This window comes from Sphingomonas sp. MMS12-HWE2-04 (assembly GCF_044881185.1).
Taxonomy (GTDB): domain Bacteria; phylum Pseudomonadota; class Alphaproteobacteria; order Sphingomonadales; family Sphingomonadaceae; genus Sphingomonas.
Genome location: NZ_CP173254.1, coordinates 3115005 through 3130620, shown reverse-complemented (window position 1 = coordinate 3130620; position 15616 = coordinate 3115005). Strand labels below are relative to the sequence as shown.

Annotated in this window: 17 protein-coding genes and 1 tRNA gene; 4 read left to right on the top strand and 14 right to left on the bottom strand. The window is 67.1% G+C overall.

Features of this window, described 5'->3' with window-relative positions; translation table 11 throughout:
* The first annotated feature begins 87 nt into the window (after window positions 1-87).
* From mgrA to AB2M62_RS14520, 3 genes are read left to right on the top strand one after another with little or no spacing between them, the layout of a single operon-like run.
* Entirely contained in the window at window positions 88-1149 is a 1062-nt protein-coding gene (gene mgrA, locus AB2M62_RS14530; protein ID WP_404334860.1) for an L-glyceraldehyde 3-phosphate reductase, read from the top strand.
* Window positions 1146-1613, top strand: coding sequence for a GreA/GreB family elongation factor (locus tag AB2M62_RS14525; protein ID WP_404334858.1), 468 nt, complete (start codon window positions 1146-1148; stop codon window positions 1611-1613). Before mgrA ends, AB2M62_RS14525 begins: the two co-directional genes overlap by 4 nt.
* Complete coding sequence (locus tag AB2M62_RS14520) at window positions 1610-2080, top strand: YbaK/EbsC family protein (RefSeq protein ID WP_404334856.1); 471 nt, start codon at window positions 1610-1612, stop codon at window positions 2078-2080. The genes AB2M62_RS14525 and AB2M62_RS14520 overlap by 4 nt, the downstream gene beginning before the upstream one ends.
* On the opposite strand, the gene dinB is transcribed toward AB2M62_RS14520, so the two are convergent.
* The 12 genes from dinB to hisG all read right to left on the bottom strand — a co-directional run bounded on the left by dinB (window position 2066) and on the right by hisG (window position 11822).
* Window positions 2066-3136 carry a DNA polymerase IV gene (gene dinB, locus AB2M62_RS14515; protein WP_404334855.1) on the bottom strand — a complete coding sequence of 357 codons (1071 nt, stop codon included), beginning with the start codon at window positions 3134-3136 and terminating at the stop codon, window positions 2066-2068. The two genes, AB2M62_RS14520 and dinB, sit on opposite strands and share 15 nt — an antisense overlap.
* 40 nt (window positions 3137-3176) lie before the next feature.
* Window positions 3177-3839, bottom strand: coding sequence for a sulfite oxidase-like oxidoreductase (locus AB2M62_RS14510; RefSeq protein WP_404334853.1), 663 nt, complete (start codon window positions 3837-3839; stop codon window positions 3177-3179).
* A 58-nt stretch (window positions 3840-3897) separates the two neighbouring features.
* Window positions 3898-3973 (bottom strand) — tRNA-Phe (locus AB2M62_RS14505).
* A gap of 30 nt (window positions 3974-4003) precedes the next feature.
* Window positions 4004-4189, bottom strand: a complete 186-nt coding sequence (locus AB2M62_RS14500) for a DNA gyrase inhibitor YacG (RefSeq protein WP_404334851.1) — start codon at window positions 4187-4189, stop codon at window positions 4004-4006.
* Window position 4190: 1 nt separating this feature from the next.
* A complete protein-coding gene (locus AB2M62_RS14495) occupies window positions 4191-5141 on the bottom strand; it encodes a ribonuclease (RefSeq protein ID WP_404334849.1) in 951 nt (316 codons plus the stop codon).
* Window positions 5134-5703 (bottom strand): Maf family protein, encoded by a 570-nt coding sequence (locus tag AB2M62_RS14490; RefSeq protein ID WP_404334847.1) that lies wholly within the window; start codon window positions 5701-5703, stop codon window positions 5134-5136. Before AB2M62_RS14490 ends, AB2M62_RS14495 begins: the two co-directional genes overlap by 8 nt.
* Window positions 5704-5744: 41 nt before the next feature.
* On the bottom strand, window positions 5745-5963 hold the full coding sequence (gene infA, locus AB2M62_RS14485) for a translation initiation factor IF-1 (protein ID WP_003049127.1): 219 nt from the start codon (window positions 5961-5963) through the stop codon (window positions 5745-5747).
* A gap of 166 nt (window positions 5964-6129) precedes the next feature.
* The gene (locus AB2M62_RS14480) at window positions 6130-8313 is read right to left on the bottom strand and encodes a sodium-translocating pyrophosphatase (protein ID WP_404334845.1); all 2184 of its coding nucleotides are present in this window, start codon (window positions 8311-8313) and stop codon (window positions 6130-6132) included.
* A 79-nt stretch (window positions 8314-8392) separates the two neighbouring features.
* Window positions 8393-9256 carry a thiamine-phosphate kinase gene (gene thiL / locus AB2M62_RS14475; protein WP_404334844.1) on the bottom strand — a complete coding sequence of 288 codons (864 nt, stop codon included), beginning with the start codon at window positions 9254-9256 and terminating at the stop codon, window positions 8393-8395.
* A gap of 156 nt (window positions 9257-9412) precedes the next feature.
* The gene (nusB, locus tag AB2M62_RS14470; protein WP_404334842.1) at window positions 9413-9874 is read right to left on the bottom strand and encodes a transcription antitermination factor NusB; all 462 of its coding nucleotides are present in this window, start codon (window positions 9872-9874) and stop codon (window positions 9413-9415) included.
* A gap of 2 nt (window positions 9875-9876) precedes the next feature.
* Complete coding sequence (gene hisD, locus AB2M62_RS14465) at window positions 9877-11175, bottom strand: histidinol dehydrogenase (RefSeq protein WP_404334841.1); 1299 nt, start codon at window positions 11173-11175, stop codon at window positions 9877-9879.
* On the bottom strand, window positions 11172-11822 hold the full coding sequence (hisG, locus tag AB2M62_RS14460; protein ID WP_404334839.1) for an ATP phosphoribosyltransferase: 651 nt from the start codon (window positions 11820-11822) through the stop codon (window positions 11172-11174). Before hisG ends, hisD begins: the two co-directional genes overlap by 4 nt.
* 49 nt (window positions 11823-11871) lie before the next feature.
* Between hisG and AB2M62_RS14455 the strand changes: the two genes are divergently transcribed.
* A complete protein-coding gene (locus AB2M62_RS14455; protein WP_404334837.1) occupies window positions 11872-12963 on the top strand; it encodes a DUF2332 domain-containing protein in 1092 nt (363 codons plus the stop codon).
* Here AB2M62_RS14455 and AB2M62_RS14450 read toward each other — a convergent pair.
* Together AB2M62_RS14450 and AB2M62_RS14445 are read right to left on the bottom strand one after the other, a co-directional pair.
* Window positions 12933-14438, bottom strand: a complete 1506-nt coding sequence (locus tag AB2M62_RS14450) for an MFS transporter (RefSeq protein ID WP_404334835.1) — start codon at window positions 14436-14438, stop codon at window positions 12933-12935. The genes AB2M62_RS14455 and AB2M62_RS14450 overlap by 31 nt on opposite strands.
* A gap of 23 nt (window positions 14439-14461) precedes the next feature.
* Window positions 14462-15484, bottom strand: a complete 1023-nt coding sequence (locus tag AB2M62_RS14445) for a LacI family DNA-binding transcriptional regulator (protein WP_404334834.1) — start codon at window positions 15482-15484, stop codon at window positions 14462-14464.
* Window positions 15485-15616 lie beyond the last annotated feature (132 nt).

Genomic DNA, 15616 nt, shown 5'->3' with positions numbered 1-15616 from the left:
GACACGGGCGGATCGCTATCATTATAGGACGTGCGAAAGCCGAACCGTGCCCGTTGCGGCATCGGTGCTTACGGAGAGACGAGACCCATGGCCTATCCGCAGCCCTATATCGCCGACGCCCAGCGTTATGACGGCCGCATGCCGTATCGCCGGTGCGGCCGCTCGGGGCTCGATCTCCCGGCGATCAGCCTGGGCCTCTGGCAGAATTTCGGCGGCACCGACGTGTTCGAGACCGGCCGCGCGATGCTGCGCCGCGCGTTCGATCGCGGCGTCACGCATTTCGATCTCGCGAACAATTATGGCCCGCCTTATGGCTCTGCAGAGGAGAATTTCGGCCGCGTGCTGGCGACCGATTTCGCGGCCCACCGCGACGAGCTGATCGTTTCCACCAAGGCGGGCTGGGACATGTGGCCCGGCCCCTATGGCGACGTCGGCGGGAGCAGGAAATATCTCATCGCCTCGTGCGACCAGAGCCTCAAGCGTATGGGGCTCGATTATGTCGACATCTTCTATTCGCACCGCGTCGATCCCAAGACGCCGCTCGAAGAGACGATGGGGGCGCTTGCCCACCTCCACCGCCAGGGCAAGGCGCTCTATATCGGCATCTCCTCCTACTCGCCCGAACTGACGCGGCAGGCCGCGGCGATCCTCGCGGACTACAAGGTGCCGCTGCTCATCCATCAGCCGAGCTATTCGATGCTCAATCGCTGGATCGAGGACGCACTGCTCGACACGCTCGGCGATCTCGGCACGGGCTGCATCGCCTTCTCGCCGCTCGCCCAGGGAATGCTCAGCGCCAAATATCTGAACGGCGTTCCGCAAGACGCCCGCGCAGCCAGGGATGGGTCGCTCAACCAGCGGCTGCTGTCAGACGAGAACCTTGCCCGCATCCGCGCGCTCAATGCGATCGCCGAGCGCCGCGGCCAGACGCTCGCCCAGATGGCGATCGCCTGGGTGCTGCGCGATCCGCGCGTCACCTCGGCCTTGGTCGGCGCGCGCAATGTCGAGCAGCTCGACAACTCGCTCGACGCCGTCAATCGACTCGATTTCTCGCCGGAGGAGCTCGCCGAGATCGATCAGCATGCAACCGAAGGCGCGATCGATCTTTGGAAGGTCTCATCCACGCTAGAGGAGTTGCCGCAGCGATGAGCGTCGCATTCCGCCGCGAGAGCGACGAGGAACATAAGGAACCCAAGTTCGAGATCCCGATGACTCCGGGTCCCAATATCGTGACGCGCAACGGCCTTGCGCAGATCGAGGCCAAGGTCGTCGCGCTCGAGGCCGCAATCGCCGCGGAGGGCGAGGAAGAGGCGCGCGAAGCGCTTCGCCGCGAGCTGCGCTATTGGAATACGCGCCGCACCACCGCCGAGGTCGCCCCGCCGCTGGAGGATGGGGTAGCCGGCATCGGCGCGCGTGTGGCGATCCGGCTGAACGGCAAGGCGCGCACGATCGACATTGTCGGGCAGGACGAAGCCGATCCGGCTTCCGATCGCCTGTCGTTCCAGGCGCCGCTCGCCCAGGCGCTGATCGGCGCCGAAGCCGGCGAGCATGTCGACTTCGCCGGCCGCGCAGAAGCGATCGAACTCGTCACGGTAGAGCCCATCCCCGAATGAGCTTCGAATCGGCGCGCGACTGGCTGGCGACGCACGCTCCCGATCTGGCGATCATCGATCAGGGGGCGAGCACCGCGACCGTCGCCGAGGCGGCGCATGCGCTCGGCGTCGCGCCGGCGCGGATCGCGAAGACGCTCGCGCTCCGGGTCGGCGAGATCGTACTCCTCGTCGTCGCGCGGGGCGATGCCCGGCTCGACAATGCCAAGACCAAGGCCGAATTCGGCGGCCGCCCGCGCATGCTCGATCCCGAGGAGACGTTGGTGCGTACCGGTCACGCGGTCGGCGGCGTCTGCCCGTTCGGGCTGGCGACCGAGCTTCCGGTCTATTGCGATGTCTCGCTGCGCGCCTTCGCTAGCGTCTTCCCCGCCGCCGGATCGCGCACCAGCTCTGTGGAAGTCGCCCCCGATCGGCTGGCCGAGCTCGTTTCCCAGCGCTGGGTCGATGTCTGCAAGCTAGCCGAAGGGTAGCTCCGCCGCCCCGGCAGGCTCGGCGAAGTTCGAGACGGTGACGCCGACCAGCCTTATCCCCTTTGGTGTCGGCAGCACCGAGCGGATCAGTGCCAGGCTCATCGCGTGGAGCTGCGCGCGGCTGTCGATCAGGCCGGAAAGGCTGCGGCTGCGGGTGATCTGCTGGAAGTCGCCATATTTGACCTTGACCGTCGCCGTCCGCCCAAAGGCCTGCGCCTTGTCGCACCATTCCCAGACGTCGTCGGCCATCTCCAGCACGCCTGCCTCGATCTCGCCCGCTTCGGTCAGGTCGCGGTCGAAGGTGGTCTCCGATCCCGAGGATTTGCGCACGCGGTCGGGCTCGACCGGCCGGTCGTCCTCGCCGCGCGCGATCGAATAGTACCAGCCCGCAGCGCTGCCGAAATGCTCGCGCAGAAAGTCGAACGACTTGGCGCGCAGGTCCGCGCCGGTCTCGATCCCTAGCGTCTGCATCTTCTTCGCGGTTACCGGGCCAACCCCGTGAAAGCGCTTGACCGGCAGCGTCTCGACCCAGGCCGCGCCCATATCGGGCGTCACGGCGAACTGGCCGTTGGGCTTGCGATGGTCCGAGGCGAGCTTGGCGAGGAACTTGTTGTACGAAATCCCCGCCGAGGCAGTCAGCCCGGTCTCCTCGAAGATGCGGCGGCGGATTTCCTTCGCGGTCGTCCAGGCGGTGGGGAGCCCGCGCAGATTGGCGGTGACGTCGAGATAGGCCTCGTCGAGCGACAGCGGCTGGATCAGCGGCGTATAGTCGGCGAAGATCGCGTGGATCTGCTTCGAAACCGCGCGATAGACTTCGAAGCGTGGCGGCACGAAGACGAGCTCCGGGCAGCGCCGCAGCGCCGTCACCGACGGCAGCGCCGATCGCACCCCGAAGGTCCGCGCCTCATAGCTCGCCGCGGCGACCACCCCGCGCGCCGCGGCATGGCCGACCGCCACCGGCCGCCCGCGCAGCGCCGGATCGTCGCGCTGCTCCACCGACGCGTAAAACGCGTCCATGTCGATATGGAGGATCTTGCGGACCGGATTCTCGTCCATCGCCGGGCCTTAGCGAAGTGCGAACGAAAACGGAACAGTCTCAGCTGCCCGAATAGCGTTCCTCGCGCCACGGATCGCCGCGCAGGTGATAGCCGTTGATCTCCCAGAAGCCGGCGCGGTCCTGCCCCAGCACCTCGACGCGCGAGATCCATTTGGCGCTCTTCCAGAAATAGAGATGCGGCACCACCAGCCGCACCGGGCCGCCATGCTCGCGCGCCAGCGGCTTGCCTTCCCATTCGTGGACAAGCAGCGCATCGGGCGCGGCGAAATCGTCGAGCAGCAAATTGGTGGTGTAGCCGTCATAGCCGTGGAGCATCACCGCGGCCGCCTCTTCGCGCGGCTGAACCAGATCGAGCAGCGCCTGGGTCGAGACGCCCCGCCAGGGATTATCGTAACGCGACCAGGTCGTGACACAGTGGATGTCGCTGGTGCGCCGCTCCTGCGGCAGCGCCTGGAAGGCCGCCCAGTCGAGCGTCACCGGGCGTTCGACCAGGCCGTCGATCTTGAGTTTCCAGCGGCTGGTCTGGACATCGGGCTGGCGGCCGAGATCGAGCACTGGCCAGTTGCGCACCAGATGCTGCCCGGGCGGTAGCCGCCCGGCTTCGGGGCGCGCGATCCGCCCGGTGAGGAACTTGCCCGATTCGGCCCAGTCGCGCTTGGAGCGGGTGAGCTTGCTGTCTTCAGGTAGAAGGTCGTCGGACATCGATGCTCTCCGCTTCTGTGCGGCGAGAATAGCGACGTCTTCAACGGTGGGGAAGAAGTGGTGCCCGGGGACGGATTCGAACCGCCGACACTGCGATTTTCAGTCGCATGCTCTACCAACTGAGCTACCCGGGCGCATCCCGGCGATCGCCGGGAGGGGGCCTCTTAGTCGGCGTCCCGGTCCGTGTCTAGCCCGGTTTGTGCATTCGGATCCACCGGCTCCGCAGGGATCCGATAGCCCTCGCCGAGCCATTGCAGCAGGTCGCGATCCTTGCAGCCGCGGCTGCAGAACGGCGCGAATTCGGCTTCACTGGGCTTGCCGCAGATCGGGCAGCCGTTGCGCTTGGTCATGTCACTCCTTCGCCGATGTGATTCGGACCTCGCCGCCCATCCGGCGGGTCAGTGCCTCGGTCCATTGCGGCTGCTGCGCCAGCCGGCGCGCAATCCGCTGAGTCACCATATGGGTAGCCGGCAGGGGCGGGGGAAGCCGTTCGATCCGGCGCAGTTCGGCGCGCGTTTCCGCACCGATCGGGTCGGCGCGCAGCAGTTCGGGAAGCGAGGCGCGTTCGCGACGGCGCACGATCTGGAGGAAGCCGAAGCCATTCACCGTGGTGCGCTCGAACGGCTGCGGCAGCGCGGCGTCGATCGCCTCGGCAACCGCCTGGCGGGCCGCCTTGCCCGAGAGCGTCGGAAAATCGATGCCGACAGAGCCCGCGATGCCCAGCCGTTCCATCGCCCGCGCAACGGCGTGGGCGGCGGCGACCGCGAGGGGCTCGAGCGGCCCGCCGCCATCGACGTCGAATAGCGTCATCGCCGGCGTCGGCGAAAGGCGCAGCGCGCCACCGGGGAAGCCGATGTCGCCGGTGACGGCTTCGTCGAGGACTTCGGACCAGCCCGCGGCTTCGAACAGGTCGGGTTCATGCGCGCGCATCGTGCGGACGGGCAGCCCGGTGGCGGTGATCCGTCCGAGCAGGTCGAGCCCGTCGCGCAATGCCGCATCGGGCGCGGCGGGAACCGCCTTGGGCAGTTTGGCGCGACCGGGCTCGGGAATCGCCTCGCGGATGATCCGGACATTGAGCGCCGCGCCCTGGGTGATGCCCTTGGGCAACGGATCGCACAGCGCCTCGCCGCCGCTGTCGAGGCTGACCTTGCCGGTGCTCCGGTCGGCGAGCCGCGCGGTGAGCACCGCGCCGACCCGCGGCCAGCTGCCCTCGAGTTCGATCCGCGCCTTCCAGATTTCGCCGCGCGAGACCAAGGCGGCGCGGTTCTCACCGATCCCCGCCTCGTAGAGCCACTCAGCCAAGCGCATATCCTGCGGTTTCAAGCATCGCTCGGGTCTCGAACACCGGCAGACCGACGACGCCCGAATGGCTGCCCGAAAGGAAGCGCACGAAGCTCTCCGCCTTGCCCTGGATCGCGTAGCCGCCCGCCTTGCCCATGCCTTCGCCGCTGGCGACATACCAGTCGATTTCGGCATCGGTCAGCCGCTTGAAGATCACGACCGTGTCCGAAATGCGGGTGCGCGCGCGGCCCTGCGTATCGATCACGCAGACCGCCGAGAGACAGTGATGGCGCCGCCCGGAGAGCAGCGCGAGCATGCGGCGCAGATCGGCCTCGTCCTCGGGCTTGGCGAGGATCCGCCGGCCGAGCGCGATCGTGGTGTCTCCGGCGAGCACGATCTCGTCGGCCTCGCGCGCCACGGCATGCGCCTTGTCGATCGCGACGCGCAGCACATAGGCACGCGGAAGTTCGCCGCGCCGCACCGTCTCGTCGACATCGGGCGAAGCGATTCGATCGGGCGTCGCGCCGATCCGCGCGAGAAGATCGCGGCGGCGTGGAGAGGAGGAAGCAAGGACGAGCCGCACCGGAGCGATCCGACTGGGATGCCCCGAGCCTGCGGCGCCGGTCACTTGAAGCGGTAGGTGATACGGCCCTTGGTAAGGTCGTAGGGCGTGAGCTCGACGAGCACTTCGTCGCCCACCAGCACGCGGATGCGGTTCTTGCGCATCTTGCCGGCAGTGTGGCCGAGGATCTCGTGATCATTCTCGAGCCGAACGCGGAACATGGCGTTGGGCAGAAGCTCAACGACCTGTCCGCGCATTTCCAGGAGTTCTTCTTTAGCCAAACAAAAGCCTCTTGAGTGTGCGCGCGCAAAAAGTGGCGGTGCCTTACTCTGCCGCGCGGCAAAAGGGAAGGTGGGGAACCTAGACGTTTGAAGCGGGAGTCGAATCCACAAAAGAAAGGCCCGACCGGCGCATGTCCGGCCGGGCCAAAGGGGCCAAAGCGATAGATCAGCCGGCGATATGGCCGCCCGCGAGCGCCGCAAGCAGCAGCAGCGCGACGATGTTGGTGATCTTGATCATCGGATTGACCGCGGGCCCCGCAGTGTCCTTGTATGGATCGCCGACGGTGTCGCCGGTCACCGCTGCCTTATGGGCTTCGGATCCCTTGCCGCCGTAATTGCCGTCCTCGATATACTTCTTGGCATTGTCCCAGGCGCCGCCGCCCGAGGTCATCGAGATCGCGACGAACAGCCCGGAGACGATCACGCCGAGCAGCATCGCGCCCAGCGCCGCAAAGCCTTCATGCTGGCCGCCCACCGCGGTGATGATGAAATAGACGGCGATCGGGCTGAGCACCGGCAGCAGCGACGGGATGATCATCTCCTTGATCGCGGCGCGGGTGACGATGTCGACGGTGCGGGCGTAGTTGGGGCGGCTGGTCCCTTCCATGATCCCGGGATTGTCGCGGAACTGGTTGCGGACGTCCTCGACCACCGCACCCGCCGCGCGGCCCACCGCAGTCATGCCGAACGCGCCGAACAGATAGGGCAGCAGCGCGCCGAGCAGCAGGCCGACGATGACGTAGGGATTGCTCAGCGAGAAATCGACATGGACGTCGGGGAAGAACTCGCGAAGATCGGTGGTGTAGGCCCCGAACAGCACGAGCGCGGCGAGCGCCGCCGATCCGATCGCATAGCCCTTGGTCACGGCCTTGGTGGTGTTGCCCACTGCGTCGAGTGCGTCGGTCCGGTGGCGCACGTCGTCGGGCAGGCCCGCCATTTCGGCGATGCCGCCGGCATTGTCGGTCACTGGGCCATAGGCATCCAATGCGACGACCATCCCGGCAAGCGCCAGCAGCGAAGTCGCCGCGAAGGCGACGCCGATGATCCCGGCGATCTGGTAGGTGGCGATCACTGCGACGACGATCACCAACGTCGGCAGCGCGGTCGATTCGAGGCTGATCGCCAGGCCCTGGATCACGTTGGTGCCGTGGCCGGTGACCGATGCCTTGGCGATCGATTTGACCGGGCGATAATTGGTGCCGGTGTAATATTCGGTAATCCACACCAGCAGCCCGGTGACGGCCAGGCCGATCATCATGCAGTAGAAGAGCTGCATGCCGGTGAATTCGGGCCCTGCGGCCAGCCCTAGATTGGCTTCATCGGTGAGAACGGTGGAAGTGCCGTCGAGCAGCCCGCTGGGATCGCCGACGCCGCCGATCACGGCGTGCATGTCGCCCAGCGCATATTGGGTGACGAGGTAGATCGCCGGGACCGAGAGCAGCGCAGTGGTCCAGAAGCCCTTGTAGAGCGCTCCCATGATCGACTGGTTCTTGCCGAGCCGGACCATATAGGTGCCGATGATCGAAGTAAGGATGCACACGCCGCCGACGATCAGGGGCAAGGCCATCAGCGCCGTGAGCTGTTCGGTGGCGAGCCCGCGCATCAGCAGCGCGATCGACACCATGGTGAGGCCGAGCGTGACGACATAGGTCTCGAAAAGGTCGGCCGCCATGCCGGCGCAGTCGCCGACATTGTCGCCAACATTGTCTGCGATCACGGCGGGATTGCGGGGGTCGTCCTCGGGGATGCCTGCTTCGACCTTGCCGACCAGGTCGGCGCCGACGTCCGCCGCCTTGGTGAAGATGCCGCCGCCCAGCCGCGCGAAGATCGAGATCAGCGAGGCGCCAAAGGCGAGCGCAGTGAGCGCCGCGATGACTTCGCGGCTGTTGGGCGCATAGCCGCCCTGGGTGACGAGATACCAGAAGATCACGGCGATCGAGAGCAGGCCCAGGCCGGCGACGAGCATCCCGGTGATCGCGCCCGAGCGGAAGGCGAGGGTAAGCCCGCCCTGCAGGCTGGTGCGCGCGGCCTCGGCCGTGCGGACGTTGGCGCGTACCGAAATGTTCATGCCGACAAAGCCGGCGACGCCCGAAAGCACTGCGCCGATGACGAAGCCGAGCGTCGAGAGACCGCCCAGGGTGAAGAACAACACGATGGCGACAATCACGCCGACAATGGCGATGGTCATATATTGCCGCCCCAGATAGGCCTTGGCGCCTTCCTGGATGGCGGCAGCGATATCCTGCATCTTCTCGTTACCGGCAGGTGCGCGCAGCACCTGTTGACTGGTAAAGAAGCCATAGGCCACGGCGATCAAGCCGCAGACGATGGCGATATATACAAGCGTCATCTGGTGAAATCCTTCCCCTAAGAAGCCGCGCCGGCTTTACGCCAGTCTTCGGAGCGGGAAGCGTATCTGTCACCCCTGCTCAGCGCAAGGAGCCGTGCTCGTACCCCAGATTGCCGGTCGGCACCTCGCCATCCAGCAGAAGCGGCGCCTCACCCGGGGGGTGCATCGCGCCGATGCGGGTCGCGGGCACCGGCAGTTCGGCGCCGTCGCGCAGTGCGAAGAGCAGTTCGTAATCGTCGCCCCAGCGCAGCGCGTCGCTGCGATCCTCCGGCGCGAGTTCCGGCGCGAAGGGGATGGCGGCGGTTTCGAGTACGGCGGTGCACCTGCTCGCCTCGGCCATGCGCGCCGCGTCGAGCAACAGCCCGTCGGAGACGTCCATCATGGCATGGACGACCGGCGCGAGTGCGCGTCCTTCGGCGAGACGCGGCCGCGGGCGCAGATAGGCGGCTCCATCGCCGGCACGGAAGCCGAGCATCGCCGCGCCGATCTTGCCCGTGACATAGAGCGCGTCGCCGGGCCTTGCGCCGCTCCGCCGCGGCACTGGCTGCGCGGTGGCGCGGCCGATGGCGGTGCAGCCGAAGCTTGCCGGGCCGTTCAGCTTGATCGTGTCGCCGCCCAGCAGCGGCACGCCATAGTCGGTGAGGATCGCCCGCAGGCCCTCGACGAAGCGCTCGGCGCGATCGATCAGTGCGGCGCCGATCAGCACCCCTATGGGCTTGGCGCCCTTGGCGGCGAGATCCGACAGGTTCACCGCAACGAGCTTCCAGGCAATGTCGAACGGATCGGTGCCGGCGCGGTAGTGCACGCCCTCGGCGATCGCGTCGTGGGTGACGACCAGCGCCTCGCCGCCGAAGTCGATCACGGCGGCATCGTCGCGCAGGTCCTGCGCCCCCGGATGGAGCGGCAGGCTGCGCAATGCGGCGATGAAGTCGCGCTCGTTCATCGAATAGATCCTCCCCGGAACGGGGAGGGGGACCATCGCAAAGCGATGGTGGAGGGGGCCCGCCCTCCACGAGCGAAATCCTTGGTGAAGAGCGGGGCCCCTCCACCCGTCGCTGAGCGACGCGGTCCCCCTCCCCGTTCCGGGGAGGAGTTTCCTTCAACCCCGCACTTCCTTCGCCACGGCGTCGAGGATGCCGTTGACGAAGCCCTTTTCGCGGCGGTCGTAAAAGGCGTCGGTGACGTCGAGATATTCGTTGATCACCGCGCCCACCGGAATGTCGTTGCGGGCGAGCAGCTCATAGGTGCCGGCGCGCAGGATCTGGCGCATCGGCTTGTCGAGCCGCTCCAGCGACCAGTCGGCGGACAGCTTAGCAGCGATGAGCCGGTCGATCTCGTCGCGCCGCGCATCGACGCCCTTCACGACATCGTCGAAGAACAGCACATCGGCATCGGCATATTCGACGTCTTCGATCGTCGCGCCGAGCCGGTGCTGGTGGAATTCGTTGAGCAGCACGGGCAGCTTGGTGCCCTCCATTTCCTGCTGGTAGAGCGCCTGCACGGCGGCGAGCCGCGCAGCGGCGCGGGCCTTGGAACGCGTACGGGCTTTGGGACTGGGCATGGTCACTCTTCTCGATGGTTCAGTCGGATCGCGACCGATTGGGCGTGCGCGGGCAGGCCTTCTGCCTTGGCGAGCGCAACTGCGGCGGGTCCGATAGCAGCCAGGCCGGCCGAGTCCAATGCCAGGAAGCTGGTCCGCTTCATGAAATCCAGCACCGACAGTCCCGAGGCGAAACGCGCCCGGCGTCCGGTCGGCAGCACATGATTGGGCCCGGCGACATAATCGCCGATCGCTTCGGGGGTCAGGCGGCCGAGAAAAACCGAGCCGGCATGGCGGACCTGCTCGAACAATGCCTCGGCCTCGTCGCAGGCGAGCTCGAGATGCTCGGGCGCGAGACGATCGACCAGCGGGATCGCCTCGGTCAGGCTGGGGACGAGGATGATCGCGCCATTGGCGTCCCAGGAAGCGTGCGCCGTCGCGGCGGTGGCAAGCTGCTCGATCTGGCGATCGATCGCGGCGGCGACGGCGTCGGCGAAACTGGCGTCGTCGGTGAACAGGATCGATTGGCTGGTCGGGTCATGCTCGGCCTGGCTGAGCAGGTCGGCGGCGATCCATTCGGGATCGTTCTTGCCATCGGCGACGACGACGATCTCGGACGGCCCCGCGACCATGTCGATCCCGACCACGCCATAAAGCTGGCGCTTGGCCTCGGCGACCCAGGCGTTGCCCGGGCCGGTAACGACGTCGACCGGCTCGATCTGCTGGGTGCCATAGGCTAGCGCCGCAACGGCCTGCGCGCCGCCGACGCGCCAGATTTCGTCGACCCCCGCGATATGCGCCGCGGCGAGCACCAGCGGATTGATTTCGCCGTTCGGCGTCGGCGTCACCATCACCAGCCGCCGCACGCCGGCCGCCTTGGCGGGGATCGCGTTCATCAGCACCGACGATGGATAGGCGGCGCGCCCGCCCGGCACATAGACTCCGGCGGCGTCGACCGCGCCCCAGCGCGCGCCCAGGCGGATGCCCTGCGCGTCGATCATCTCGCTGTCTTCCGGCACCTGTTTGAGGTGATAGGCGGCGATCCGCTCGGCGGCGAGCTCAAGCGCGTCGCGCAGCTCGGGCGTCAGTCCTTCCCATGCCGCCAGGCAGTCGGCGCGGTCGATCCGCCAGCCGGTCTGGTCGAGATCGTGCTTGTCGAACAGCCGGGTCAGGTCCTTGAGCGCGGCATCGCCTTCGTCGCGGACCCGCTTGATGATGTGCGTCACGTTGCGCGCGACATCCTCATCGGCTTCACGCCGGGCGTTGACCAGAGTGGTGAAGGCGCCGGCAAAGTCGGAGGCCGAGGCATCGAGGCGGATCATGCGACGGCCTTCCGGAACGCATCGACCAGCGGGACGACTTCGCCCGCCCGGGTCTTGAACGCGGCGCGGTTGACGATCAGCCGCGAGGTGACTTCGGCGATGACTTCGACTTCGACCAGCCCGTTTTCCTTGAGCGTCCGCCCCGACGAGACCAGGTCGACGATCCGCGGCGCCAGGCCGAGCACCGGCGCCAGCTCCATCGCGCCGTTCAGCTTGACGCATTCGGCCTGCACCCCGCGCGCCTCGAAATGCGCGCGGGTGATGTGCGGGTATTTCGTCGCGACGCGAACATGGCTCCAGCCGCGCGGATCATCCTGCTCGGCCAATTCGGCCGGCTCGGCGACCGAGACGCGGCACTTGCCAATGCCGAGATCGACCGGGGCATAGAGTTCGGAATAGGCGAACTCGGCGAGCACGTCGGATCCGACGATGCCGAGCTGCGCCGCGCCATGGGCGACGAACGTCGCGACGTCGAACGCGCGGACGCGGATCAGGTCGATCGCCGGGCTGTTCGTGGCGAAGCGCAGCGCGCGGCTGTCCGGATCCGAGAAGGCCGGTTCGGGGACGATGCCGACCGCTGCGAGCAGCGGCAGCGCCTCGTCGAGGATCCGGCCCTTCGGCACGGCAAGGATGAGCGGTTCTTGCATGGGTGCCGGGGCTTTACTTGGGGGGGACGGTGGGCGCAACACGCGCGGCATGGCAGACGAAACGACCAACCGCGACAGTTTCCAGGTCCAGGCCGGCTATTGCGCGGCGATGGGCGCACCGATCACGGCGCGAGTGGCGACCGTGCTCGGGCATAGTCTCACCCGTGACAGCGAAACCGGCCGGCGCGTGCTCGATTGGCCCGGCGAACCGGTGGCCGATGCGCTGGTGCTGCGGCTGATCGGCGGGCTGCACGCCCTGTACCGGCGCGGCGTGGCCGAGATCGCGCCGGTATTCAGCGCCGCGGTGACCGACGAGGCGGAGGTCGCAGCGATCCTCAATCGCGTTTTCGTCGAACAGGATGCCGAACTGCTTCCCTGGCTCGACGGGCCGCCGCAGACCAACGAGGCGGGGCGCTCGGCCGGGCTGATGACCGGGATCCTCCACCTGGCACAACGCTACGGACCCAGAGTGGAAGTGCTCGAGATCGGATCGAGCGCCGGGCTCAACCTGCTGATCGGGCGCTATCGCTTCGATCTGGGCGGAGTCCGCGTCGGTCCCGAAAAGTCGCCGGTGGAGATTCGGCCCGAATGGCGCGGAAGCCCGCCGCCCGCCGTGCCGGTCGCGATCGTCTCCACCCGCGGCGTCGACATCCAGCCGCTCGACGTGTCGGGCGATCGCGATGCCGAGCGGCTCCAGGCCTATTGCTGGGTCGACAATGTCGAGCGGCAGGCACGGCTGGAAAAGACCCTCGCGATGGCGCGCGCGTATGGCGTCGATCTGGTCCAGGGCGACGCCGCAGACTGGGTCGAGGCGCGGCTGGCGGAGCCGCAGGCGGAAGGCGTGACGCGGGTGCTGATGCATTCCGTGGTCTGGCAATATCTGCCGCCGGCGACCCAGCATCGGATCGCTGTGGCAATGGAGGCGGCCGGTGCCCGCGCTACGCCCAAGCAACCGCTCGGCTGGGTGATGATGGAGCCCAATCGCGATCTCCATGCCCATGAGGTCCGCGTGCGTGGCTGGCCGGGCGACACGCCGATGGAGATGGTCGCGCGCACGCACGCGCACGGCGCCTGGGTCGAGGGGCTCGATCCGCCCTATGAAACCCGGCCCTATGTCATGCGCGCGTCCGCAGCGGCCTGAACCCGCGTCATCGCGAGCGCGGCGAGCAACAGTGTCGCTGCGGCGAATGCCATCGTCCAGATCGGCTCGCCTGGGAAGAAGCGCTTCATGATAGAACCCATCGCGGTCGCGACCAGCAATTGCGGCACCACCACGAAGACGTTGAACAAGCCCATATAGATGCCCAGCTTCTTCTGCGGCAGGCTCGACGCCAGGATCGCATAGGGCATCGCCAGGATCGACGCCCAGGCGATGCCGATGCCGATTTCGCTGACCAGCAGCCATTGCGCGTTCGGCATCGCGAAGAAACTGGCATAGCCCGCTGCGCCGCAGAGCAGCCCGATGATGTGGGTTCGCGCCTGGCCGATCCGGGCGGAGAGGAACGGGAGCAGCGTCAGCGCCGCAATTGCCGCGACGCCGTTATAGGTGGCGAACAGCACGTCGACCCAATTGGCGCCCTGCTGATAGCGCGGATCGCCGGCGCCGGGTGCTCCGAAAAAAGCCTGGGTGACGATCGGCGTGGTGTTGATCCACATGATGAACAGTGCCGACCAGCTGAAGAATTGCGCCACCGCGAGCCGCTTCATCAAGAGCGGCATCCCGGAGAAATCGCCGACGATGCTGCTCAGCATGTTGTTCGTCGAACCCCGGCGTGCAAGCGCGATCCCGGCGATGCTCGCCACGCCATAGGCGATGAGCAGCCCGCCCAGCAAATAGACCTCCTTCTCCAGCGCGAATTGGCCGACCGCCCAGACGATCACTCCGCCTGCCGCGATCGACAGCGTCGCCGGGCCGAAGCCGCGTGCCGCAAGCCGTCGCGCGGTCTCGTCGTCTTCCTGTGCTGGGGCATCGTCGAACGCCGCCATTTCCTCCGGCGCATATTCCCGCGTGCTCACCACGGTCCACAGCACGGATAGGAACAGCGCCGCGCCGCCAAACCAGAAGGCGTAGCGCACCGTATCGGGTAGCGTGCCGGCGGGTGCCTGATTGGAGACGCCGAGATGCTCGAGCGTCCAGGGGAAGATCGATCCGACCACCGCGCCAGCGCCGATGAATGCGGTCTGCACCGCATAGCCCGCCGCATGCTGATCCTTGCGGAGCATATCGCCCACGAACGCGCGGAACGGCTCCATCGAGACGTTGAGCGAGGCGTCGAGCACCCACAGCATCATCGCGGCGAACCAGATGCTCGGGCTCTCCGGCATCACCAGCAGCGCCAGCGCGGCGAGGATCGCGCCGGCGAGGAAATAGGGGCGTCGCCGACCGAGCCGGCCGAGCCAGGTGCGGTCGCTCAGATGGCCGATCACCGGCTGGACGAGCAGCCCGGTGAGCGGCGCCGCCACCCAGAGCGCAGGCAGATTGTCGAGTTCGGTCCCCAGCGACTGGAAGATCCGGCTCATATTCGCATTCTGCAGCGCGAAGCCGATCTGGATCCCGAAAAAGCCGAAGCTGATATTCCACAGCCCGGCAAAGGACTGGCGCGGCATTTCGGTCATGCAATACTCCGGCGGGAACGTGGTCAGGAGCCGCAGGATTTGCGGACGATCAGCTTGGTCGGCAGCAGAGCCGAACCCACCGGCTCCTCGCGGATGCGACCGATCAGCGTTTCGACCAGCTTGCGCCCGGCCAGCCGCGGATCCTGCATCACCGTGGTGAGCGGCGGATTGGCCAGGCTGGCGGCCGGGATGTCGTCGAAGCCGACCACGGCGACCTCCTCGGGCACGGCGATCCCGGCGGCCTGGAGCGCGCGGATCGCGCCGATCGCGATCAGGTCGCTCGCCGCGAGGATCGCATCGAACCGCTCGCCGCTGGCGAGCAGCGCCTGCGCCGCGGCGGCGCCCGATTCCTCGGTGGTGATCGCGTCGAATTGCAGCTTTGGCCGCGGAATAACCCCGCCCTGCTTGAGCGCGGCGACATGCCCGCGATAGCGATCGTGGAATTCGGGATAGTGGCTGGAGGCAGTGCCGAGGAACGCGATGTTGCGCCGGCCGAGGTGCAGCAAATGCCGCGTCGCTTCCTTGCCGCCGCCATGATTGTCGCACCCTACCGTGAGCCCGGCAGCTTCGGACTGGACCGATCCCCAGCGGACGAAATGGGTGCCGGCGTCCTCGAGCGCCTTTAGCCGCGCGCGATACTGCTCGTAGTCGCCATAGCCGAGCAGGATGATGCCATCGGCCTTGCGCGAATCCTCATAATCATGGTGCCAGTCGCTCGACAGCTGCTGGAAGCTGATCAGCAGATCATGGTCGTGCTCGGCACAGGCGCGGATGATTGAGCCGAGCATCGACTGGAAGAACGGGTTGATCAGCGAATCGTCGGGCGTGGGATCTTCGAAGAACAGCAGCGCCAGCGTCTGCGAATGGCGCGTGCGCAGGTTCGATGCCGCCTTGTCGACCCGGTAGTTGAGCTGCTTGGCGATCAATTCGATGCGCAGCCGCGTCGCTGCGTTAACGCCGATTTCGCCGCGCAGCGCGCGCGACACGGTTGGCTGCGAGACCCCCGCGAGATGCGCGATGTCGAACGATGTGGGCTTGCGTTGCATGGCCCTTTTCCCTCCCGGCGTGGCACCGTGATCGTGCCATCGCATAATATGCGATGTCTGCGCTTTCGTGCGGACCGTCAATGTTCGAGTGGTGCGCGAACGCCATAGCCGCGCAGTATTGCGACTGAATAC